The 17,524-nt window shown below is 67.2% G+C and carries 14 protein-coding genes; 3 read left to right on the forward strand and 11 right to left on the reverse strand.

Annotation, left to right across the window (positions count from 1 at the left end; translation table 11 throughout):
* The 9 genes from bamA to rpsB all read right to left on the reverse strand — a co-directional run.
* A partial coding sequence (bamA, locus tag HZI36_RS24325; protein ID WP_179405232.1) for an outer membrane protein assembly factor BamA occupies positions 1-974 on the reverse strand: 974 nt, incomplete at its 3' end.
* Positions 975-1,037: 63 nt separating this feature from the next.
* Entirely contained in the window at positions 1,038-2,447 is a 1,410-nt protein-coding gene (rseP, locus tag HZI36_RS24330; protein WP_179405233.1) for an RIP metalloprotease RseP, read from the reverse strand.
* A 13-nt stretch (positions 2,448-2,460) separates the two neighbouring features.
* Positions 2,461-3,657 carry a 1-deoxy-D-xylulose-5-phosphate reductoisomerase gene (locus HZI36_RS24335; RefSeq protein ID WP_179405234.1) on the reverse strand — a complete coding sequence of 399 codons (1,197 nt, stop codon included), beginning with the start codon at positions 3,655-3,657 and terminating at the stop codon, positions 2,461-2,463.
* 15 nt (positions 3,658-3,672) lie between these two features.
* Positions 3,673-4,500, reverse strand: a complete 828-nt coding sequence (locus tag HZI36_RS24340; RefSeq protein WP_179405235.1) for a phosphatidate cytidylyltransferase — start codon at positions 4,498-4,500, stop codon at positions 3,673-3,675.
* On the reverse strand, positions 4,494-5,276 hold the full coding sequence (gene uppS, locus HZI36_RS24345) for a polyprenyl diphosphate synthase (RefSeq protein ID WP_179405236.1): 783 nt from the start codon (positions 5,274-5,276) through the stop codon (positions 4,494-4,496). The genes HZI36_RS24340 and uppS overlap by 7 nt, the downstream gene beginning before the upstream one ends.
* 46 nt (positions 5,277-5,322) lie before the next feature.
* Positions 5,323-5,883, reverse strand: a complete 561-nt coding sequence (gene frr, locus HZI36_RS24350) for a ribosome recycling factor (RefSeq protein WP_179405237.1) — start codon at positions 5,881-5,883, stop codon at positions 5,323-5,325.
* 87 nt (positions 5,884-5,970) lie between these two features.
* Positions 5,971-6,684, reverse strand: a complete 714-nt coding sequence (gene pyrH, locus HZI36_RS24355; protein WP_179405238.1) for a UMP kinase — start codon at positions 6,682-6,684, stop codon at positions 5,971-5,973.
* 156 nt (positions 6,685-6,840) lie between these two features.
* On the reverse strand, positions 6,841-7,722 hold the full coding sequence (gene tsf / locus HZI36_RS24360) for a translation elongation factor Ts (protein WP_179405239.1): 882 nt from the start codon (positions 7,720-7,722) through the stop codon (positions 6,841-6,843).
* A gap of 200 nt (positions 7,723-7,922) precedes the next feature.
* On the reverse strand, positions 7,923-8,663 hold the full coding sequence (gene rpsB, locus HZI36_RS24365) for a 30S ribosomal protein S2 (protein WP_011352461.1): 741 nt from the start codon (positions 8,661-8,663) through the stop codon (positions 7,923-7,925).
* A gap of 420 nt (positions 8,664-9,083) precedes the next feature.
* On the opposite strand from rpsB, the gene map reads away from it, so the two are divergent.
* Genes map through HZI36_RS24380 form a run of 3 tightly spaced genes read left to right on the forward strand, consistent with a single transcriptional unit; the run spans position 9,084 to position 14,469 of the window.
* Entirely contained in the window at positions 9,084-9,899 is an 816-nt protein-coding gene (gene map, locus HZI36_RS24370; protein ID WP_179405240.1) for a type I methionyl aminopeptidase, read from the forward strand.
* Positions 9,900-9,915: 16 nt separating this feature from the next.
* A complete protein-coding gene (locus tag HZI36_RS24375) occupies positions 9,916-12,528 on the forward strand; it encodes a [protein-PII] uridylyltransferase (RefSeq protein WP_179405241.1) in 2,613 nt (870 codons plus the stop codon).
* 6 nt (positions 12,529-12,534) lie between these two features.
* On the forward strand, positions 12,535-14,469 hold the full coding sequence (locus tag HZI36_RS24380; RefSeq protein WP_179405242.1) for a pseudouridine synthase: 1,935 nt from the start codon (positions 12,535-12,537) through the stop codon (positions 14,467-14,469).
* A gap of 50 nt (positions 14,470-14,519) precedes the next feature.
* Here the strand turns inward: HZI36_RS24380 and def are convergent, their stop codons facing one another.
* Together def and ligA are read right to left on the reverse strand one after the other, a co-directional pair.
* Positions 14,520-15,053, reverse strand: coding sequence for a peptide deformylase (gene def / locus HZI36_RS24385; RefSeq protein WP_179405243.1), 534 nt, complete (start codon positions 15,051-15,053; stop codon positions 14,520-14,522).
* A complete protein-coding gene (gene ligA, locus HZI36_RS24390) occupies positions 15,050-17,233 on the reverse strand; it encodes an NAD-dependent DNA ligase LigA (RefSeq protein WP_179405244.1) in 2,184 nt (727 codons plus the stop codon). Before ligA ends, def begins: the two co-directional genes overlap by 4 nt.
* Positions 17,234-17,524: the final 291 nt, after the last annotated feature.

Consider the following 17,524-nt stretch of genomic DNA (forward strand, 5'->3'; position numbering starts at 1 on the left):
GCGTAGCCGTATTCGCCGAGCTTGTCGACGATCGCCTTCGTCGTCTGTTGCAGCTTCTCGGCCGAGAAGCGGTCGCCCGCCTTCACCTTCACGAGCTTCTGCAGTTCCGCCTCGCGGTCGAGCAGGTTGCCGCCGAGCTTGATGCCGGACACCGTGTACGGCTGGCCTTCGTGCAGCGTGACCGTCAGGTACATGTCCTTGCGGTCCGGCGAGATCGACGCCTGCGTCGACTCGATGTTGAATTCCAGGTAGCCGTGGTTCAGGTAGTACGAGCGCACCGCTTCGAGGTCGCCCGTGAGCTTTTCCTTCGAGTACAGGTCGTTCTTCGTGTACCAGGAGAACCAGTTCGGCGTCGACAGCTGCATCTCGTCGCGCAGCGTGCTCGTGCTGTATGCCTTGTTGCCGATGAAGTTGATCTGGCGGATCTTCGCGCTCGGGCCTTCGGCGACCGCGAACAGGATCGACACGCGGTTCGCGTCGACCGGCGTGACCGTCGTCGTGACTTCGGCCGCGTAGAAGCCGCGCGTCAGATACTGGCGCTTCAGTTCCTGCTCGGCCTTGTCGACGAGCGCCTTGTCGTAATAGCGCCCGTCGGAGAGACCAACCGCGCGCAGCGCCTTGGTCAGATTTTCCTTGTCGAACTCCTTGGTGCCGGTAAAGTCGACCGACGCGATCGCCGGACGCTCCTGCACCTGCACGATCACGACGCTGCCTTGCGTTGCGATGCGCACGTCGTTGAAGAAGCCCGTCGCGTACAGCGCGCGAATCGCTTCGGATGCCTTGTCGTCGGTGAACGTGTCGCCCTGCTTGATCGGCAGATACGCGAACACGGAGCCGGGTTCGACGCGCTGCAAGCCCTCGATCTTGATGTCTTGCACCACGAACGGTGCCGTTGCGTGGGCCGCGAGGCCATGCACGGCGAGCGCCGCGGCCGCAACTGTCTTAGGTACAAAGCGATGAGGTTTGAACAACATGCATCCCCACAATTTTTAGCTGCATCGAATCGGGCGGCGACCGTTCGGCCGCCGCCCGACGCTTCAGAAATGGATTAAACGAGCCAGGTCGTTGAACAGCGCGATCGCCGACAACGCGACGATGCAGATCAACCCGGCTCTTTGCAGAATAAGCTGCCAGCGCTCCGATACGGCCTTTCCGGTCGCGGCTTCAACCAGATAATATAACAGATGCCCCCCGTCCAGAACCGGAATCGGCAGCAGGTTCAGCACGCCGAGGCTAATGCTGACAAGGGCGAGGAACGACATGAACGCCGACGGACCGAGGCGCGCGCTCTTGCCCGCGTAGTCCGCGATCGTCACCGGGCCGGACAGATTCTTCAGCGACGCGGCGCCCGTGATCATCCGCCCGAACATCCGCACCGAGTACACCGAAATGTCCCACGTGCGCCGCGCGCCGAGCTCGACGCTCTCGAGCGGCCCGTAATGCACGTCGACGTTCGGCGTCTGCATCGCGAGCGCCGCGCCGATGCGGCCGATCTGCTCGCCCGTCTCGTCGTCGCGCTGCAGTTGCGGCACGATCTTCACCGTCTGCACCGCGCCGCCGCGCTCGATCTCGAGCGCGAGCGACGTGCCGGGGTGCCGCTTCACCGCGTCGATGAAGCGCGACGCGCCGCCGATGCGCACGCCGTCGAGCGCGAGCAGCTTGTCGCCGCCGCGCAGACCCGCCTGAGCGGCCGCGCCGTCCGGCAGCACCGAGGCGACCGTCAGCGTGCCGCCGCCAGGCTCGAAGCCGAGATGCGCCATGAAGTCGTCGTCGAGATCGCGCTGCGCGACGTTGCGCAGATCGACGCGGAAGTCGTACGTCGTGCGGCCGCCGTCGCGCGCGCCGAGCACGACCAGCTGGTGGTCGAACGCGGCGCCGAGCAGCTTCCAGCGCAGGTCGGCCCACGAGCGCACCGGCTGCACATCGCCACCGTCCGTGCCGCCGTCCATACCGCTGTCCGTGCCGCCGCGCACGGTGCGGATCGACACGATCGTCTCGTTGCCGTCGAGCCCCGCCCGCGCAGCCACCGTGCCCGCGGCCGGCGGCGCGACGATCGCCGCGGGCTCGCTCACGCCCGACGCGAACACGATGGAGAACAGCACGATCGCGAGCAGGAAATTCGCGATCGGCCCGGCCGCCACGATCGCGATGCGCTTCGCGACCGACTGCCGGTTGAACGCGTGCGCGAGATCCTCCGGGTTCACGCCGGGGCCCGGGTCGCGCTCGTCGAGCATCTTCACGTAGCCGCCGAGCGGCAGCGCGGAGAGCGTCCACTCGGTGCCCGTCCGCTTGCTGACCCAGCGCGCGACCGGCTGGCCGAAGCCGATCGAGAACCGCAGCACCTTCACGCCGCACCAGCGCGCGACACGGTAATGACCGTACTCATGCACGACGACCAGCACGCCGATCGCCACCGCAAACGCGATCAGTTCAACCAGCACGTTCATGAGTGCACCTCATTCAGGCCGAGCGCTCCACGCGTGGCGCAGGCGTTTTGGCAATATGCGCGGCCGCGAGGCGACGCGCTTCGGCATCGGCCGCGAGGACGTCGTCGAGCCCGTCCGGCGTGCGGTTCGGCAGCGCGCCGAGCACCGCGTCGACGGTCTGGGCGATCGCCATGAAGCCGATCCGGCGTTCGAGAAACGCGTCGACCGCGACCTCGTTCGCCGCATTCAGCGCGGCGCTCGCGATGCCGCCCGCCTCGAGCGCCTTGAGCGCGAGCGCGAGGCACGGGAAGCGCGCATAGTCGGGCTTCTCGAACGACAGCTGCGCGATCGCCGCGAGATCGAGCGGCGCGACGCCGGCGTCGACGCGCTCCGGGAACGCGAGCGCGTGCGCGATCGGCGTGCGCATGTCCGGATTGCCGAGCTGCGCGAGCACCGAGCCGTCCTTGTACGACACCGCCGAGTGAATCACGCTCTGCGGATGGATCAGCACGTCGATCCGCTCGCCCGGCAGCCCGAAGATCCAGTGCGCCTCGATCACCTCGAGGCCCTTGTTCATCATCGTCGCCGAATCGACGGAGATCTTGCGGCCCATCACCCAGTTCGGATGCTTGCACGCCTCGTCCGGCGTCACGTCGACGAGCGTCGCCGGCTCGCGCGTGCGGAACGGGCCGCCCGACGCGGTCAGGATGATCTTCGCGATCCCGCCGTGCTCGTCCGCGTCGCGCGGCATGCACTGGAAGATCGCGTTGTGCTCGCTGTCGACGGGCAGCAGGATCGCGCCGTGATCGCGCACCGCGTCCATGAAGATCGCGCCCGACATCACGAGCGATTCCTTGTTCGCGAGCAGGATCCGCTTGCCCGCGCGCGCGGCCGCGAGGCTCGGCGCGAGGCCCGCCGCGCCGACGATCGCCGCGACGACGGTGTCGCAGCCGTCGCTCTTCGACACGTCGACGAGCGCCTGCGGCCCGTACGCGATCTGCGTCTTGCTGCCGGCCGCGCGCAGCTTCGCTTCGACGTGCGCGGCCGTCTGCGCGTCGCCGACCACCGCGACCTCGGGCGAAAAGCGCAGGCACTGCTCGACGAGCTTGTCGCCGTTGCGGTGCGCGCTCAGCGCGTAGACCGAGAAACGCTCCGGGTGCCGCGCGACGACGTCGAGCGTGCTGTCTCCGATCGAGCCCGTCGAACCGAGCAATGTCAGACGTTTTTGCATAACTGGTATGTAGGTTTAACCGTGCAGCAGCAGCATCGCGAGCGGCAGCACCGGCAACAGCGCGTCGACGCGGTCGAGCACGCCGCCGTGGCCCGGCAGCAGCCCGCTCGAGTCCTTCACGCCGGCCTGGCGCTTCATCAGCGACTCGAACAGATCGCCGACGATGCTGAACGCGACGAGCAGCGTCAGCGCCGCCCATCCACCCGGCATGCCGTAACGGGACGCGAATGCAGAAAAAAGGGTCGGCGCGAACAGGCGCGCGGCCATCGCGACGGTCGCGACGATCATCACCGCGAGCCAGCCGCCGATCGCGCCCTCCCACGTCTTGCCGGGGCTGATCGATACCGCCAGTTTACGCTTGCCGAACGCCCGGCCGGCAAAATACGCGCCGATATCGGCGAGCCAGACGACGATCAGCAACGACAGCACGAACGCGACGCCCTGCGCGCGCGCCGCGACGAGCGCGTGCCAGCACGCGGCGAAGATCACGAGGCCGGCCGCGAGCAGAAACGGCCGCCACACGCCTTCGGCGAGCACCGGCTTGCGGCGCAGCGCGAACGGCCCGACCGCGAGCCAGAACACGCCGGCCGCCGCGAAAAGGGGGCGCGATGCGCTGGTGCCGACGCCGAGCCGCGTGGTCGCCGCGAGCACGGCCGCGGCGACGAGCGCGTAGACGATCGGGCCGGCCTTCCCGCCGAACTTCAGCAGGCGCGCCCATTCCCACGCGGCGAACACGAGCACGACGGCGATCAGCGCGCCGAACGCGCGCAACGGCGCGAACAGCGTCACCGGCAGCAGCACTGCCAGCATCGCGATCGCCGTGATCACACGGGTTTTCAGCATGAAAGGGTGTCGGCGCTCTGCGATTGCGGCTCGAGCTGCGCGCTGGTACGGCCGAAGCGGCGCTCGCGATCGGTGTAGGAGCCGAGCGCGGCGGCGAGCGCCGCGGCATCGAAGTCCGGCCAGTAGGTATCGGTGAAGTAGAACTCGGTGTACGCGAGCTGCCACAGCAGGAAGTTGCTGACCCGCTGCTCGCCGCCCGTGCGGATGAAGAGATCGGGCTCCGGCGCGTAGGCCATCGCGAGATGCGGCGCGAACGTGTCTTCGTTGATCTCGACCTCGCGGCCCTCGCGCACGGCCTGCGCGACGAGCTTCTTCGTCGCCTGCAGGATGTCCCAGCGGCCGCCGTAGTTCGCGGCGATCGTCAGCGTGAGCCGCGAGTTGCGCGCGGTCTTCGCTTCGGCGCGGCGGATCAGCGCCTGAATCTTCGGCTCGAAGCGGTCGAGATCGCCGACGACGCGCAGGCGGATCCCGTTCGCATGGAGCTTGCCGACTTCGCGCTCGAGCGCGGTGATGAACAGGCGCATCAGGAACGACACTTCCTCGTTCGGCCGGCGCCAGTTTTCCGAGCTGAACGCGAACAGCGTCAGGTACTCGACGCCCGCGCGCGCACAGCCTTCGACCGTCGCGCGCACCGCGTCGACGCCCCGGGTATGCCCCGCGACGCGCGGCAAGCGGCGCTCGGTCGCCCAACGGCCGTTGCCGTCCATGATGATCGCGACATGACGCGGCACGGCGGCGACGTCAGGCACGCGAACGGTAGAGCTGGTATAGGTCATGGCCGTCGAGACAATGATGCTTGATACGAAAAGAACGCGACGGCCGTCAGACCGTCATGATCTCGGCTTCCTTCGACTGCACGAGCTTGTCGATTTCGGCGACGTGCTTGTCGGTCAGCTTCTGCACGTCGTCGCTCGCGCGGCGCTCGTCGTCTTCCGAGATTTCCTTGTCCTTCACGAGCTTCTTCAGCTGCTCGTTCGCGTCGCGGCGCAGGTTGCGGATCGCGACCTTCGCGGTCTCGCCCTCGCCCTTCACGACCTTCGTCAGCTCGCGGCGGCGCTCTTCGGTCAGCGCGGGCATCGGCACGCGGATCAGGTCGCCCGACGTCGCCGGGTTCAGGCCCAGGTCGGCCTCGCGAATCGCCTTCTCGACCTTCGCGACCATGTTCTTTTCCCACGGCTGCACGCCGATCGTGCGCGCGTCGACGAGCGTCAGGTTCGCGACCTGCGAGATCGGCACCATCGAGCCATAGTAGTCGACCTGCACGTGATCGAGCAGGCCCGTGTGCGCACGGCCCGTGCGAATCTTCGCCAGATCGTTCTTGAACGCCTCGATCGAGCGCTGCATCTTCTGCTCGACGCCCTTTTTAATGTCAGCTGCACTCATTTCAACCTCCGAAACCTCAAAACCTTCAATACGGCGCCGGCGCCCGCCCGGGAGCGCCCCGCCGGCCACCCGCGCCCCCGCGGGAGTTTACACGTGGACGAGCGTCCCTTCCTCTTCGCCCAGCACGATGCGCTTGAGCGCGCCCGGCTTGTTGATCGAGAACACGCGGATCGGCAGCTTCTGGTCGCGGCACAGCGCGAAAGCCGTCGCGTCCATCACCTGCAGGTTGCGGCTGATCGCCTCGTCGAAAGTGATCGTCGCGTAGCGCGTCGCCGACGGATCCTTCTTCGGATCGGCCGAGTATACGCCGTCGACCTTCGTCGCCTTCAGCACCACCTCGGCGCCGACTTCCGAGCCGCGCAGCGCGGCCGCCGTGTCGGTCGTGAAGAACGGGTTGCCGGTGCCCGCCGCGAAGATCACGACGCGGCCTTCCTCGAGCTGGCGGATCGCGCGCGGGCGGATGTACGGCTCGACGACCTGGTCCATCCGCAGCGCGGACTGCACGCGCGCCTCGATGCCCGCGTGGCGCATCGCGTCCTGCAGCGCGAGCGCGTTCATCATCGTCGCGAGCATCCCCATGTAGTCGGCCGTCGCGCGGTCCATGCCGGCCGCGCCGCCCGCGACGCCGCGGAAAATATTGCCGCCGCCGATCACGACCGCGAGCTGCGTGCCGAGCCGCACCACTTCGGCGATGTCGGCCACCATCCGTTCGATCGTCGCGCGATTGATGCCGAAGGCATCGTCGCCCATCAGCGCTTCGCCGGAGAGTTTGAGGAGGACGCGTTTATAGGCATTGGGCATAGGGGCTTCCGAGCGACGAGAGGGTGACAACCACGAACTGTAGGGGCGAAATACGGATTCGGGCAAGCGCCCCGGCGCGGCCGGGCTGACCGGCCGGCCGGCGGCGCCGCCTGCCGCGACGGGACGAGCGCCCCGCCGCGGGTACTGCTGGACTGCTTATTGCTGCTTCGCGGCGGCGACCTGAGCGGCCACTTCGGCGGCGAAGTCGTCCTGGCGCTTCTCGATGCCCTCGCCGACGACGAACAGCGCGAACTTCTGCACCGTCGAGTTCGCAGCCTTCAGCATCTGTTCGATCGACTGCTTGTCGTTCTTCACGAACGGCTGGTTCAGCAGCGACACTTCCTTCAGGAACTTCTGCACGCTGCCGTCGACCATCTTCGCGACGATCTCGGCCGGCTTGCCCGATTCGGCGGCCTTCTGCTCGGCGACGCGGCGCTCCTTCTCGATCAGTTCCGCCGGCACGTCGTTCGACGACAGCGAAACCGGCTTCATCGCGGCGACGTGCATCGCGACGTCCTTGCCGACCTGCTCGTCCGCGCCCGTGTATTCGACGATCACGCCGATGCGGCTGCCGTGCAGGTACGAAGCGATCGCGTTCGACGTCTCGAAACGCACGAAGCGGCGGATCGAGATGTTCTCGCCGATCTTGCCGACGAGCGCGAGGCGCACTTCGTCGACCGTCTTGCCGTCGAGCGGCAGCGCGGACAGCGCGGCCACGTCGGCCGGGTTCTGCGTCGCGACGAGCTCGGCGATGGTCTTCGCGAATGCGTTGAAGTCGTCGTTCTTCGCGACGAAGTCGGTTTCGCAGTTCAGTTCGACGAGCGAGCCCGCACCGTTGCCGACGAACGACGACACGATGCCTTCGGCCGTCACGCGCGATGCCGCCTTGGTCGCCTTGTTGCCGAGCTTCACGCGCAGCAGCTCTTCGGCCTTGCCCATGTCGCCGTCGGCTTCGGTCAGCGCCTTCTTGCACTCCATCATCGGTGCGTCGGTCTTCGCGCGCAGTTCTGCCACCATGCTTGCGGTAATTGCCGCCATCATTCGCTCCTTGAGTCTGGGTTCACAACGCCGCCCGCACTTCGACGCGAGCGGCTGAAATTCGTTTCCGAATAGGCGATTTTCGCGCCGCTATATGACGTCAACGGGGACGCCGACGCGGCCGCAAACGCCTGTCCGGCCGCGCATTTAAAAAAAGGGGGCCTGTTGAGAGCCCCCTTTTTGCGCCGGCTCGGGGCCGGTTACGCGTTTTCCTCGACGTACTCGTCGTCGCCGCGTGCCGCCTGGACCACTTCGTTGACCGCGTTCGCACGGCCTTCGAGGATCGCGTCAGCAACGCCTTCGGCGTACAGCGCGACGGCCTTGCTCGAGTCGTCGTTACCCGGGATCACGTAGTCGACGCCTTCCGGCGAGTGGTTCGTATCGACCACCGCGATGACCGGCACGCCGAGCTTGTTCGCTTCGGTGACGGCGATCTTGTGGTAGCCGACGTCGACGACGAAGATCGCGTCAGGAATGCCGCCCATGTCCTTCACGCCGCCGATCGACTTCTGCAGCTTCGCGATTTCGCGTTCGAACAGCAGCGCTTCCTTCTTGCTCATCTTCTCGGTTTCGCCCGATTCGACGGCCGCTTCCATGTCCTTCAGGCGCTTGATCGACACCTTCAGCGTCTTGAAGTTGGTCATCATGCCGCCGAGCCAGCGTGCGTTCACGTACGGCATGCCGGCGCGCTGCGCTTCCTGGGCGATCGTGTCGCGCGACTGGCGCTTCGTGCCGACGAACAGGATCGTGCCGCGGTTTGCTGCCAGCTGACGCACGTACTTCTGTGCGTCCGTGAACATCGGCAGCGTCTTTTCGAGGTTGATGATGTGAATCTTGTTGCGGTGACCGAAAATGAACGGGGCCATCTTCGGGTTCCAGAAGCGCGTCTGGTGACCGAAGTGGACACCCGCTTCCAGCATTTGGCGCATCGTGACTGCCATGTTTTTCTCTCCACGAGGGTTGGGTCTGAAGCCGGCCGCCGTACCGCCGCGCACCGCGCCCGTTGTTCGTTCGGGGCGCCGGCTGCGCGATCGGCACCCTGGGTGCGCCGGCTCGCGATTCGGCACGCATCGGACTACGCCCAATGCCCGTGCCGTAAGCCTCGGTCGTCAAATGCCGCCCTGCGAATCGGGCTGAACGACCCCCGAATGGAACCCATCCGGATGTATTCGAAAGCATTTTGGACGTCGACTTAGCCAGTGAGTATAGCACGGCCGATATTCGTCCCTCAAGTCGGCCGCCACTTTGCCGCCCCGCCCGGCAATCCGCAAAAACCCGTGCCCGCGCGTCGCCCAAAGGGCTGCGACGCTCCGCATAAGGTGCGATAATCCACCAATTCACCGCATTCCAGGCTGACTTCGATGGCTATTACGCTCAAAAACGAACACGATATCGCGCAAATGCGCGTCGCCTGCCGCCTCGCGAGCGAAGTGCTCGACTTCATCACGCCGCACGTCGTCGCCGGCATCACGACCGGCGAGCTCGACCGGCTCTGCCACGAATACATGGTCAAGGAGCAGGGCACGGTCCCCGCGCCGCTGAACTATCAGCCGCCCGGCTATCCGCCGTACCCGAAGGCGACCTGCATCTCGGTCAACGACGTGATCTGTCACGGCATTCCGGGCGACAAGACGATCAAGAACGGCGATGCGCTGAACATCGACATCACCGTGATCAAGGAAGGCTATTTCGGCGACACGAGCCGGATGTTCATCGTCGGCGAAGGGTCGATCCTCGCGAAGCGCCTCGTGCAGACGACTTACGAGTGCATGTGGCTCGGCATCGACCAGGTGAAGCCGGGCGCGCATCTCGGCGACATCGGCTACGCGATCCAGAAGCACGCGGAAGCGCAGGGCTACAGCGTCGTGCGCGAATACTGCGGCCACGGGATCGGCACCGTGTTCCACGAGGATCCGCAGGTCGTCCACTACGGCCGCCCGGGCACCGGCGTCGAGCTGAAGCCGGGGATGATCTTCACGATCGAGCCGATGATCAACGCCGGCCGCCGGGACATCCGCACGATGCCCGACCAGTGGACCGTCAAGACCCGCGACCGCAGCCTGTCCGCGCAGTGGGAGCACACCGTGCTCGTGACCGAGACCGGCTACGACGTGCTGACCGTGTCCGCCGGCTCGCCGGCGCGGCCGGTGTTCGCGAACCCCGCCGCGGCCGTCTGACCGCCCCGCCCCGCTCATGAGCGCTCACGCCGCCGCTCCGTCCGAAACGCTGTCGCGACGCGCCGAATTCAAGGCCGCGAAAGGCGAGCTGCTCGCGCGCTTTCGCGACGCGACCACCGTCGCGCCGCTGATGCACGCGCTGTCGAAGGCCACCGACGACGCGCTGAAGCATCTGTGGGAAGACTGCGCGCTGCCGTCGACGCTCGCGCTCGTCGCGGTCGGCGGCTACGGGCGCGGCGAGCTGTCGCCGTATTCCGACGTCGATATCCTGGTGCTGCTGCATGATGGGCACACTGCGGGGCCCGATGCGGCGCACGACGGTGGCCACGACGCGGAGCTCGACGCGCGGATCGAGCGCTTCATCGGCATGGCGTGGGATCTCGGCCTCGAGATCGGCAGCAGCGTGCGCACGGTCGGCCAGTGCATCGAGGAGGCGTCGCACGACGTGACGGTGCGCACGTCGCTGCTCGAAGCGCGCCGGATCGTCGGCAGCACCACGCTGTTCGAGCACTTCGCGCTGCGCTATCACGAGGCGCTCGACGCGCGCGCGTTCTTCCAGGCGAAGGTGCTCGAGATGCGCCAGCGCCACGCGAAATATCAGGACACGCCGTACAGCCTCGAGCCGAACGTGAAGGAAAGCCCGGGCGGGCTGCGCGACTTGCAGACGATCCTGTGGATCGCGCGCGCGGCCGGCCTCGGCAGCAGCTGGCGCGAGCTCGACACGCGCGGGCTCATCACCGAGCGCGAGGCGCGCGAGCTGCGCCGCAACGAGAACTTCCTGAAGACGCTGCGCGCGCGGCTGCACGTGATCGCCGGCCGCCGCCAGGACATGCTCGTGTTCGACCTGCAGACGCAGGCAGCCGAGAGCTTCGGCTACCAGCCGACGCCCGCGAAGCGCGCGAGCGAGCAGCTGATGCGCCGCTACTACTGGGCCGCGAAGGCGGTCACGCAGCTCGCGACGATCCTGATCCAGAACATCGAGGCGCAGCTGTTCCCGGCAACGAGCGGGATCACGCGCGTGCTGTCGCCGGGCCGCTTCGTCGAGAAGCAGGGCATGCTCGAGATCGCCGCCGACGACGTGTTCGAGCGCCATCCGGACGCGATCCTCGAGGCGTTCCTGCTCTATGAGGCGACGCGCGGCGTGAAGGGTCTGTCCGCGCGCACGCTGCGCGCGCTGTACAACTCGCGCGAGATCATGAACGACGCGTGGCGGCGCGATCCGCAGAACCGCGCGACGTTCCTGCAGATCATCCAGCAGCCGGAAGGGATCACGCACGCGTTCCGGCTGATGAACCAGACGAGCGTGCTCGGCCGCTATCTGCTGAACTTCCGCCGGATCGTCGGCCAGATGCAGCACGACCTGTATCACGTGTACACGGTCGACCAGCATATCCTGATGGTGCTGCGCAACATCCGCCGCTTCGCGGTCGCCGAGCATGCGCACGAGTATCCGTTCTGCAGCCAGCTGATCGGCAACTTCGAGCGGCCGTGGGTGCTGTACGTCGCCGCGCTCTTCCACGACATCGCGAAGGGCCGCGGCGGCGACCACTCGACGCTCGGCATGGCCGACGCGCGGCGCTTCTGCCGCGAGCACGGGATCGTCGGCGACGACGCGGCGCTAATCGTCTGGCTCGTGCAGCATCACCTGACGATGAGCCAGGTCGCGCAGAAGCAGGATACGAGCGACCCGGAAGTGATCAAGCGCTTCGCGGAGCTCGTCGGCAACGAGCGCTGGCTGACCGGGCTCTACCTGCTGACCGTCGCCGACATCCGCGGCACGAGCCCGAAGGTGTGGAACGCATGGAAGGGCAAGCTGCTCGAGGATCTGTACCGCGCGACGCTCGCGGTGCTCGGCGGCGCGCAGCCCGACGCGCATTCGGAACTGAAGTCGCGCCAGGAGGCCGCGCTCGCGCTGCTGCGCCTCGAGACCGTGCCCACCGACGCGCACCGCGCGCTGTGGGATCAGCTCGACGTCGGCTTCTTCCTGCGGCACGACCCGGCCGACATCGCGTGGCAGACCCGCGTGCTGTACCGGCACGTGAACGCGGATATCGCGATCGTCCGCGCGCGGCCGTCGCCGGTCGGCGACGCGCTGCAGGTGCTCGTCTACGTGAAGGATCGCGCGGACCTGTTCGCGGGCATCTGCGCGTACTTCGACCGCAACGGGCTGTCGGTGCTCGACGCGCGCGTGAACACGACGCGGCACGGCTATGCGCTCGACAACTTCATCGTCACGCAGACCGAGCACGACGTGCATTACCGCGACATCGCGAACCTCGTCGAGCAGCAGCTCGCCGCGCGGCTCGCGGAAGCGGCGCCGCTGCCCGAGCCGTCGAAGGGGCGGTTGTCGCGGCTGTCGCGCACGTTCCCGATCACGCCGCGCGTCGACCTGCGGGCCGACGAGCGCGGCCAGTACTACATCCTGTCCGTGTCCGCGAACGACCGGCCGGGCCTTCTCTATTCGATCGCGCGCGTGCTGGCCGAGCACCGGGTCGGCGTCCATGCGGCGCGGATCAACACGCTCGGCGAACGCGTCGAGGACGTCTTCCTGCTCGACGGTGCCGGCCTGTCCGACAACCGTCTGCAAATTCAAGTCGAAACCGAGCTGCTGCGCGCGATCGCAGTCTGAACCTTCATGCGTCCCAAATTGACCGCCAAACATCCGCGGCCGGCTTCGGCCGACCGCGACCCCGTCCGTTCCGGCACCCTCACCGGACGCAAACCCGTGCGCGCCGCGAAGCCCGCGCCCGATACCGCCAAGCCGGCGGGTAAAGGGCCTGTGAAATCGGCTGGGAAGCCGGCAGGAAAACCGGCTGGGAAGCCAGCTGGGAAGTTCGCGCCGAAAACAGGCGCCGCTCCGCGCGCGCGCGCGGCAGACAGTGGCGACAAATCCTTCACGCGGACACGCGCGTCGGACAGCGATAGCCGGCCGTTTGGTCGCTCCCGCGCATCGGACACCGGCGGCAAGCCCGGCGATCGTACGCGCGCCGCGGGCGACCGTGACAAGCCTGCCGGGCGTGCACGCAGCACGGGCGGTTATGAAAAGCCCGCTAGCCGTACACGCACCGAGGGCGGTTATGAAAAACCGGCTGGCCGTACACGTGCCGCAGGCGGCTATGAAAAGCCCGCTGGCCGTACACGCGCTGAGGGCGGTTATGAAAAGCCCATTGGCCGTACACGCACCGACAGCGGTTATGAAAAGCCCGCTGGGCGCGCACGCACCGAAGGCGGTTATGAAAAGCCGGCTGGGCGCGCACGCACCGAGGGCGGTTATGAAAAGCCGGCTGGCCGTACACGCGCCGCAGGCGGCTATGAAAAGCCCGTTGGCCGTACGCGCGCTGAGGGTAGCTATGAAAAGCCCGCTGGCCGCACACGCACCGACGGCGGCTATGAAAAGCCCGCCGGCCGTACACGCGCTGAGGGCGGCTATGAAAAGCCCGCTGGCCGCGCACGCGCTGAGGGCAGCTATGAAAAGCCCGCCAACCGCACCCGCGCCGCCGACGGCTACGACAAGCCCGCCGCCCGCACACGTTCTTCATCGGCGACCGACGACAAGCGCGCGACGCGCCCGACCACGCCTCGCGCGGGCAAGCCCGCTTCGGCCGGCGCCGACCGTTTCGGTTCGCGCGATACCGCGCGCAAGCCGCGTGCCGGCGACACCGCGCCCCGCGCCGCCTCCGCGAAGCGCGGCGACGCCGCATCGAACCGCCCGACGTCCCCTCGCCGCCCGAGCGACGACGCCCGGCCCGCGCGCCCGCTGAAAACCGCCGAACCGGTCAAGCGCCGCGCCGCCGGCGAGATCGGCGACGAAACCGGCCTGATGCGTCTGTCGAAGCGGATGTCGGAACTGGGTCTCTGCTCGCGCCGCGAAGCGGACGAATGGATCGAGAAAGGCTGGGTGCTCGTCGACGGCGAGCGCATCGACACGCTCGGCACGAAGATCCGCGCGGACCAGCGCATCGAGATCGACGAACGCGCAAGCGCCGAGCAGGCCGCACAGGTGACGATCCTGCTGCACAAGCCGGTCGGCTACGTGTCGGGCCAGGCCGAGGACGGCTACGAGCCCGCGGCCGTGCTGATCACGCGCGACAACCACTGGAGCGGTGACCGCTCGCCGCAGCGCTTCTCGCCGCAGCATCTGCACGCACTCGCGCCCGCCGGGCGGCTCGACATCGATTCGACCGGCCTGCTCGTGCTCACGCAGAACGGCCGGATCGCGAAGCAGCTGATCGGCGAACAGTCGGACATCGACAAGGAATATCTGGTGCGCGTCCGCTACGGCGAGCGCCTGATCGACATCGACCAGCACTTCCCGGCCGAATCGCTCGCCCGGCTGCGGCACGGCCTCGAGCTCGACGGCGCGCCGCTGAAGCCCGCGATGGTCAGCTGGCAGAACGGCGAGCAGTTGCGCTTCGTGCTGCGCGAAGGCAAGAAGCGCCAGATCCGCCGGATGTGCGAGCTCGTCGGGCTCGACGTCGTCGGCCTGAAGCGCGTGCGAATGGGCCACGTGATGCTCGGCGCGCTGCCGCCGGGCCAGTGGCGCTATCTGTCGGCCGACGAAACGTTCTGAGCCGGGCCGGCGCGCGGGCCTCACACGGGGGCCGCGCGCCGGCCGCGAAATCAGTCGTCCATCGGCGCGTCGAGCCCCGGGAACAGCACGTCGGTGAAGCCGAAGCGCGTGAAGTCCGTGATCCGCATCGGATACAGCTTGCCGATCAGATGGTCGTACTCGTGCTGCACGACGCGCGCGTGGAAGCCGTCGGCGACGCGATCGATCTTCTCCCCACGCTGGTCGAAGCCGCTGTAGCGGACCTTCGCGTAGCGGCTGACGACGCCGCGCATCCCCGGCACCGACAGGCAGCCTTCCCAGCCCTCCTCCATGTCCGGCGGCAGATATTCGAGCTTCGGATTGATCAGCACCGTCTCCGGCACCGGCGGCGCTTCCGGATAGCGGTCGTTGGTCGCGAAGCCGAAGATCACGATCTGCAGCCCGATGCCGATCTGCGGCGCCGCGAGTCCGGCGCCGTTCGCGTGATGCATCGTGTCGAACATGTCCGCGACGATCTCGTGCAGCTCAGGCGTATCGAACTGTTCAACCGGCTTGGCGATCTCGAGCAGGCGGGGATCGCCCATTTTCAGGATCTCGCGAATCATGGCGCTTGGCCCTCCAGGAGTTTGTGCAAACCGTCTTCATCGAGGACGGGGATGCCGAGTTCCTCGGCCTTCGCGAGCTTGCTGCCCGCCTCCGCGCCCGCGACCACGTAATCCGTCTTTTTCGATACCGACCCGGCGACCTTCGCGCCGGCCGCTTCGAGCATTTCCTTCGCCGCGTCGCGCGTGAGATTCGGCAGCGTGCCGGTCAGCACGACCGTCTTGCCCGCGAGCACGCCCTGCGGCGCCTTCGGCGCCGGCGGCCCTTCGGGCCACGTGACCTTGCCCGGCGCGCGCAGCTGCTCGATCACCGTGCGATTGTGCTCCTCCGCGAAGAACTGGTGAATCGACTCGGCAACGACCGGCCCGACGTCGTTGACTTCGAGCAATTCGTCGATCGACGCATCCATGATCGGCGTCAGCGAGCCGAAATGCTTCGCGAGATCCTTCGCGGTCGATTCGCCGACGTGCCGAATGCCGAGCGCGTAGATGAAGCGCGCGAGCGTCGTGTGCTTCGCCTTCTCGAGCGAATCGAGCAGGTTCTGCGCGGATTTCTCCGCGAAGCGGTCGAGCTCCGCGAGCGTCGCGAAGCCGAGATTGAACAGGTCAGCCGGCGTGCGCACGAGGTTCTGCTCGACGAGCTGGTCGATGATCTTTTCGCCGAGCCCGTCGATGTCGAGCGCGCGCCGCTGCGCGAAATGCCACAGCGCCTGCTTGCGCTGCGCGGGGCAGAACAGGCCGCCGGTGCAGCGCGCGATCGCCTCGTCGGGCAGCCGCTCGATCCTCGATCCGCAGACCGGGCAATGCGCCGGCATCTTAAACTCCTTGGGTTTAAGACGCACAGCCACGCGCGGGCGACGGCAGCCGGGCCGCAATCCCCAAACGAACCACCGATCGTTCCTCTTGCAACGACGTTGCTTCCGCCGCCCCGAAACCTGTTCGCCGCGCTCGCTTGACTCGAAACGCCCAACGACCTCCGGAATCACATCGCCCGCGCGCCGCACGATCACGGTATCGCCGATGCGGATACCCTTGCGACGGACCTCGTCCTCGTTGTGCAACGTCGCGTTCGTCACTGTCGCACCGCCGACGAACACCGGCGCCAACCGCGCAACCGGCGTAATCGCACCAGTACGACCGACCTGAAAGTCGATGTTGACGAGCGTCGTCAACGCTTCCTGCGCGGGAAACTTGTGCGCGAGCGCGAAACGCGGCGCGCGCGACACGAAGCCGAGCCGCTCCTGCTCGTCGCGGCGGTTCACCTTGTAGACGACGCCGTCGATGTCGTACGGCAGCGACTCGCGCTTCTCGCCGATCCTGCGGAAGAAGCCGAGCAATCCGTCGGCGCCGTGCACGACCGCGCGTTCGCGGTTCACCGGCAGCCCGAGCGTCTCGTACCAGTCGAGCAGCGCGCTGTGCGTGCCGGGCATCGGCGCGCCGTCGAGCACGCCGATCCCGTACGCGAAGAACGACAGCGGCCGCTGCGCGGTGATCTTCGAATCGAGCTGCCGCAGGCTGCCCGCGGCCGCGTTGCGCGGATTCGCGAACTCGCGCTGCTCGGCTGCGCGCTGGCGCTCGTTCAGGCGTGCGAAATCGCGCTTGAACATCAGCACCTCGCCGCGCACGTCGAGCACGGCCGGCACGTGATCGCCCTTCAGCTTCAGCGGCAGCGAGCGGATCGTGCGCACGTTTCGCGTGACGTCCTCGCCGGTCGCGCCGTCGCCGCGCGTCGACGCCTGAACGAACACGCCGTGCTCGTAGCGCAGCGAGATCGCGAGCCCGTCGAACTTCAGCTCGCACGCGTATTCGACCGGTTCGGTCACGGTGCCGACGAGATCGGCCGGCTTGTCGAGCGCGTCGGCGACGCGCTTGTCGAATGCTTCGATGTCCTCGTCGGCAAAACCGTTGTTCAGCGACAGCATCGGCAGGTCGTGGACGACCGGCGTGAAGCCTTCCGCGACCGCGCCGCCGACGCGCTGCGTCGGCGAGTCGGGCGTCGCGAGATCGGGATGCTCGGCTTCGAGCTGTTGCAGTTCGAGGAAAAGGCGGTCGTACTCGGCGTCGGGCAGATAGGGAGCGTCGAGCACGTAGTACGCGCGGTTCGCGCGCTCGAGTTCGTCGCGCAGCCACGCGGCGCGCGCCGCGGGATGGCTGGCGGACGGTTCAACGGAGGATCGGGCCATGCTGGCGGCGGATGCATTTAGAGATAAACGGATGGCCGATTATCGCAGGTCGCAAGGGGTTCGGCACCTATGTTGCCGACGGGTCGCGCGGAGGGCGATCGGTGCATCAGCGTCATGTTACGCGGGCCGGACAGGCATCCTCCAATCGGTCAGGCATCGACCATTCGACACCCCCGCTTTTCGTGCCTGCGTACGAAAATTCTGCGGCATTTATTGCGAAATCGCAATAAATTACATATTGTAATGTTAAATAATCAGTGATACCCTAATTTAAATTTCAATCACTCATTT

The organism is Burkholderia guangdongensis (assembly GCF_013403875.1).
Taxonomy (GTDB): Bacteria; Pseudomonadota; Gammaproteobacteria; order Burkholderiales; family Burkholderiaceae; genus Burkholderia; species Burkholderia guangdongensis.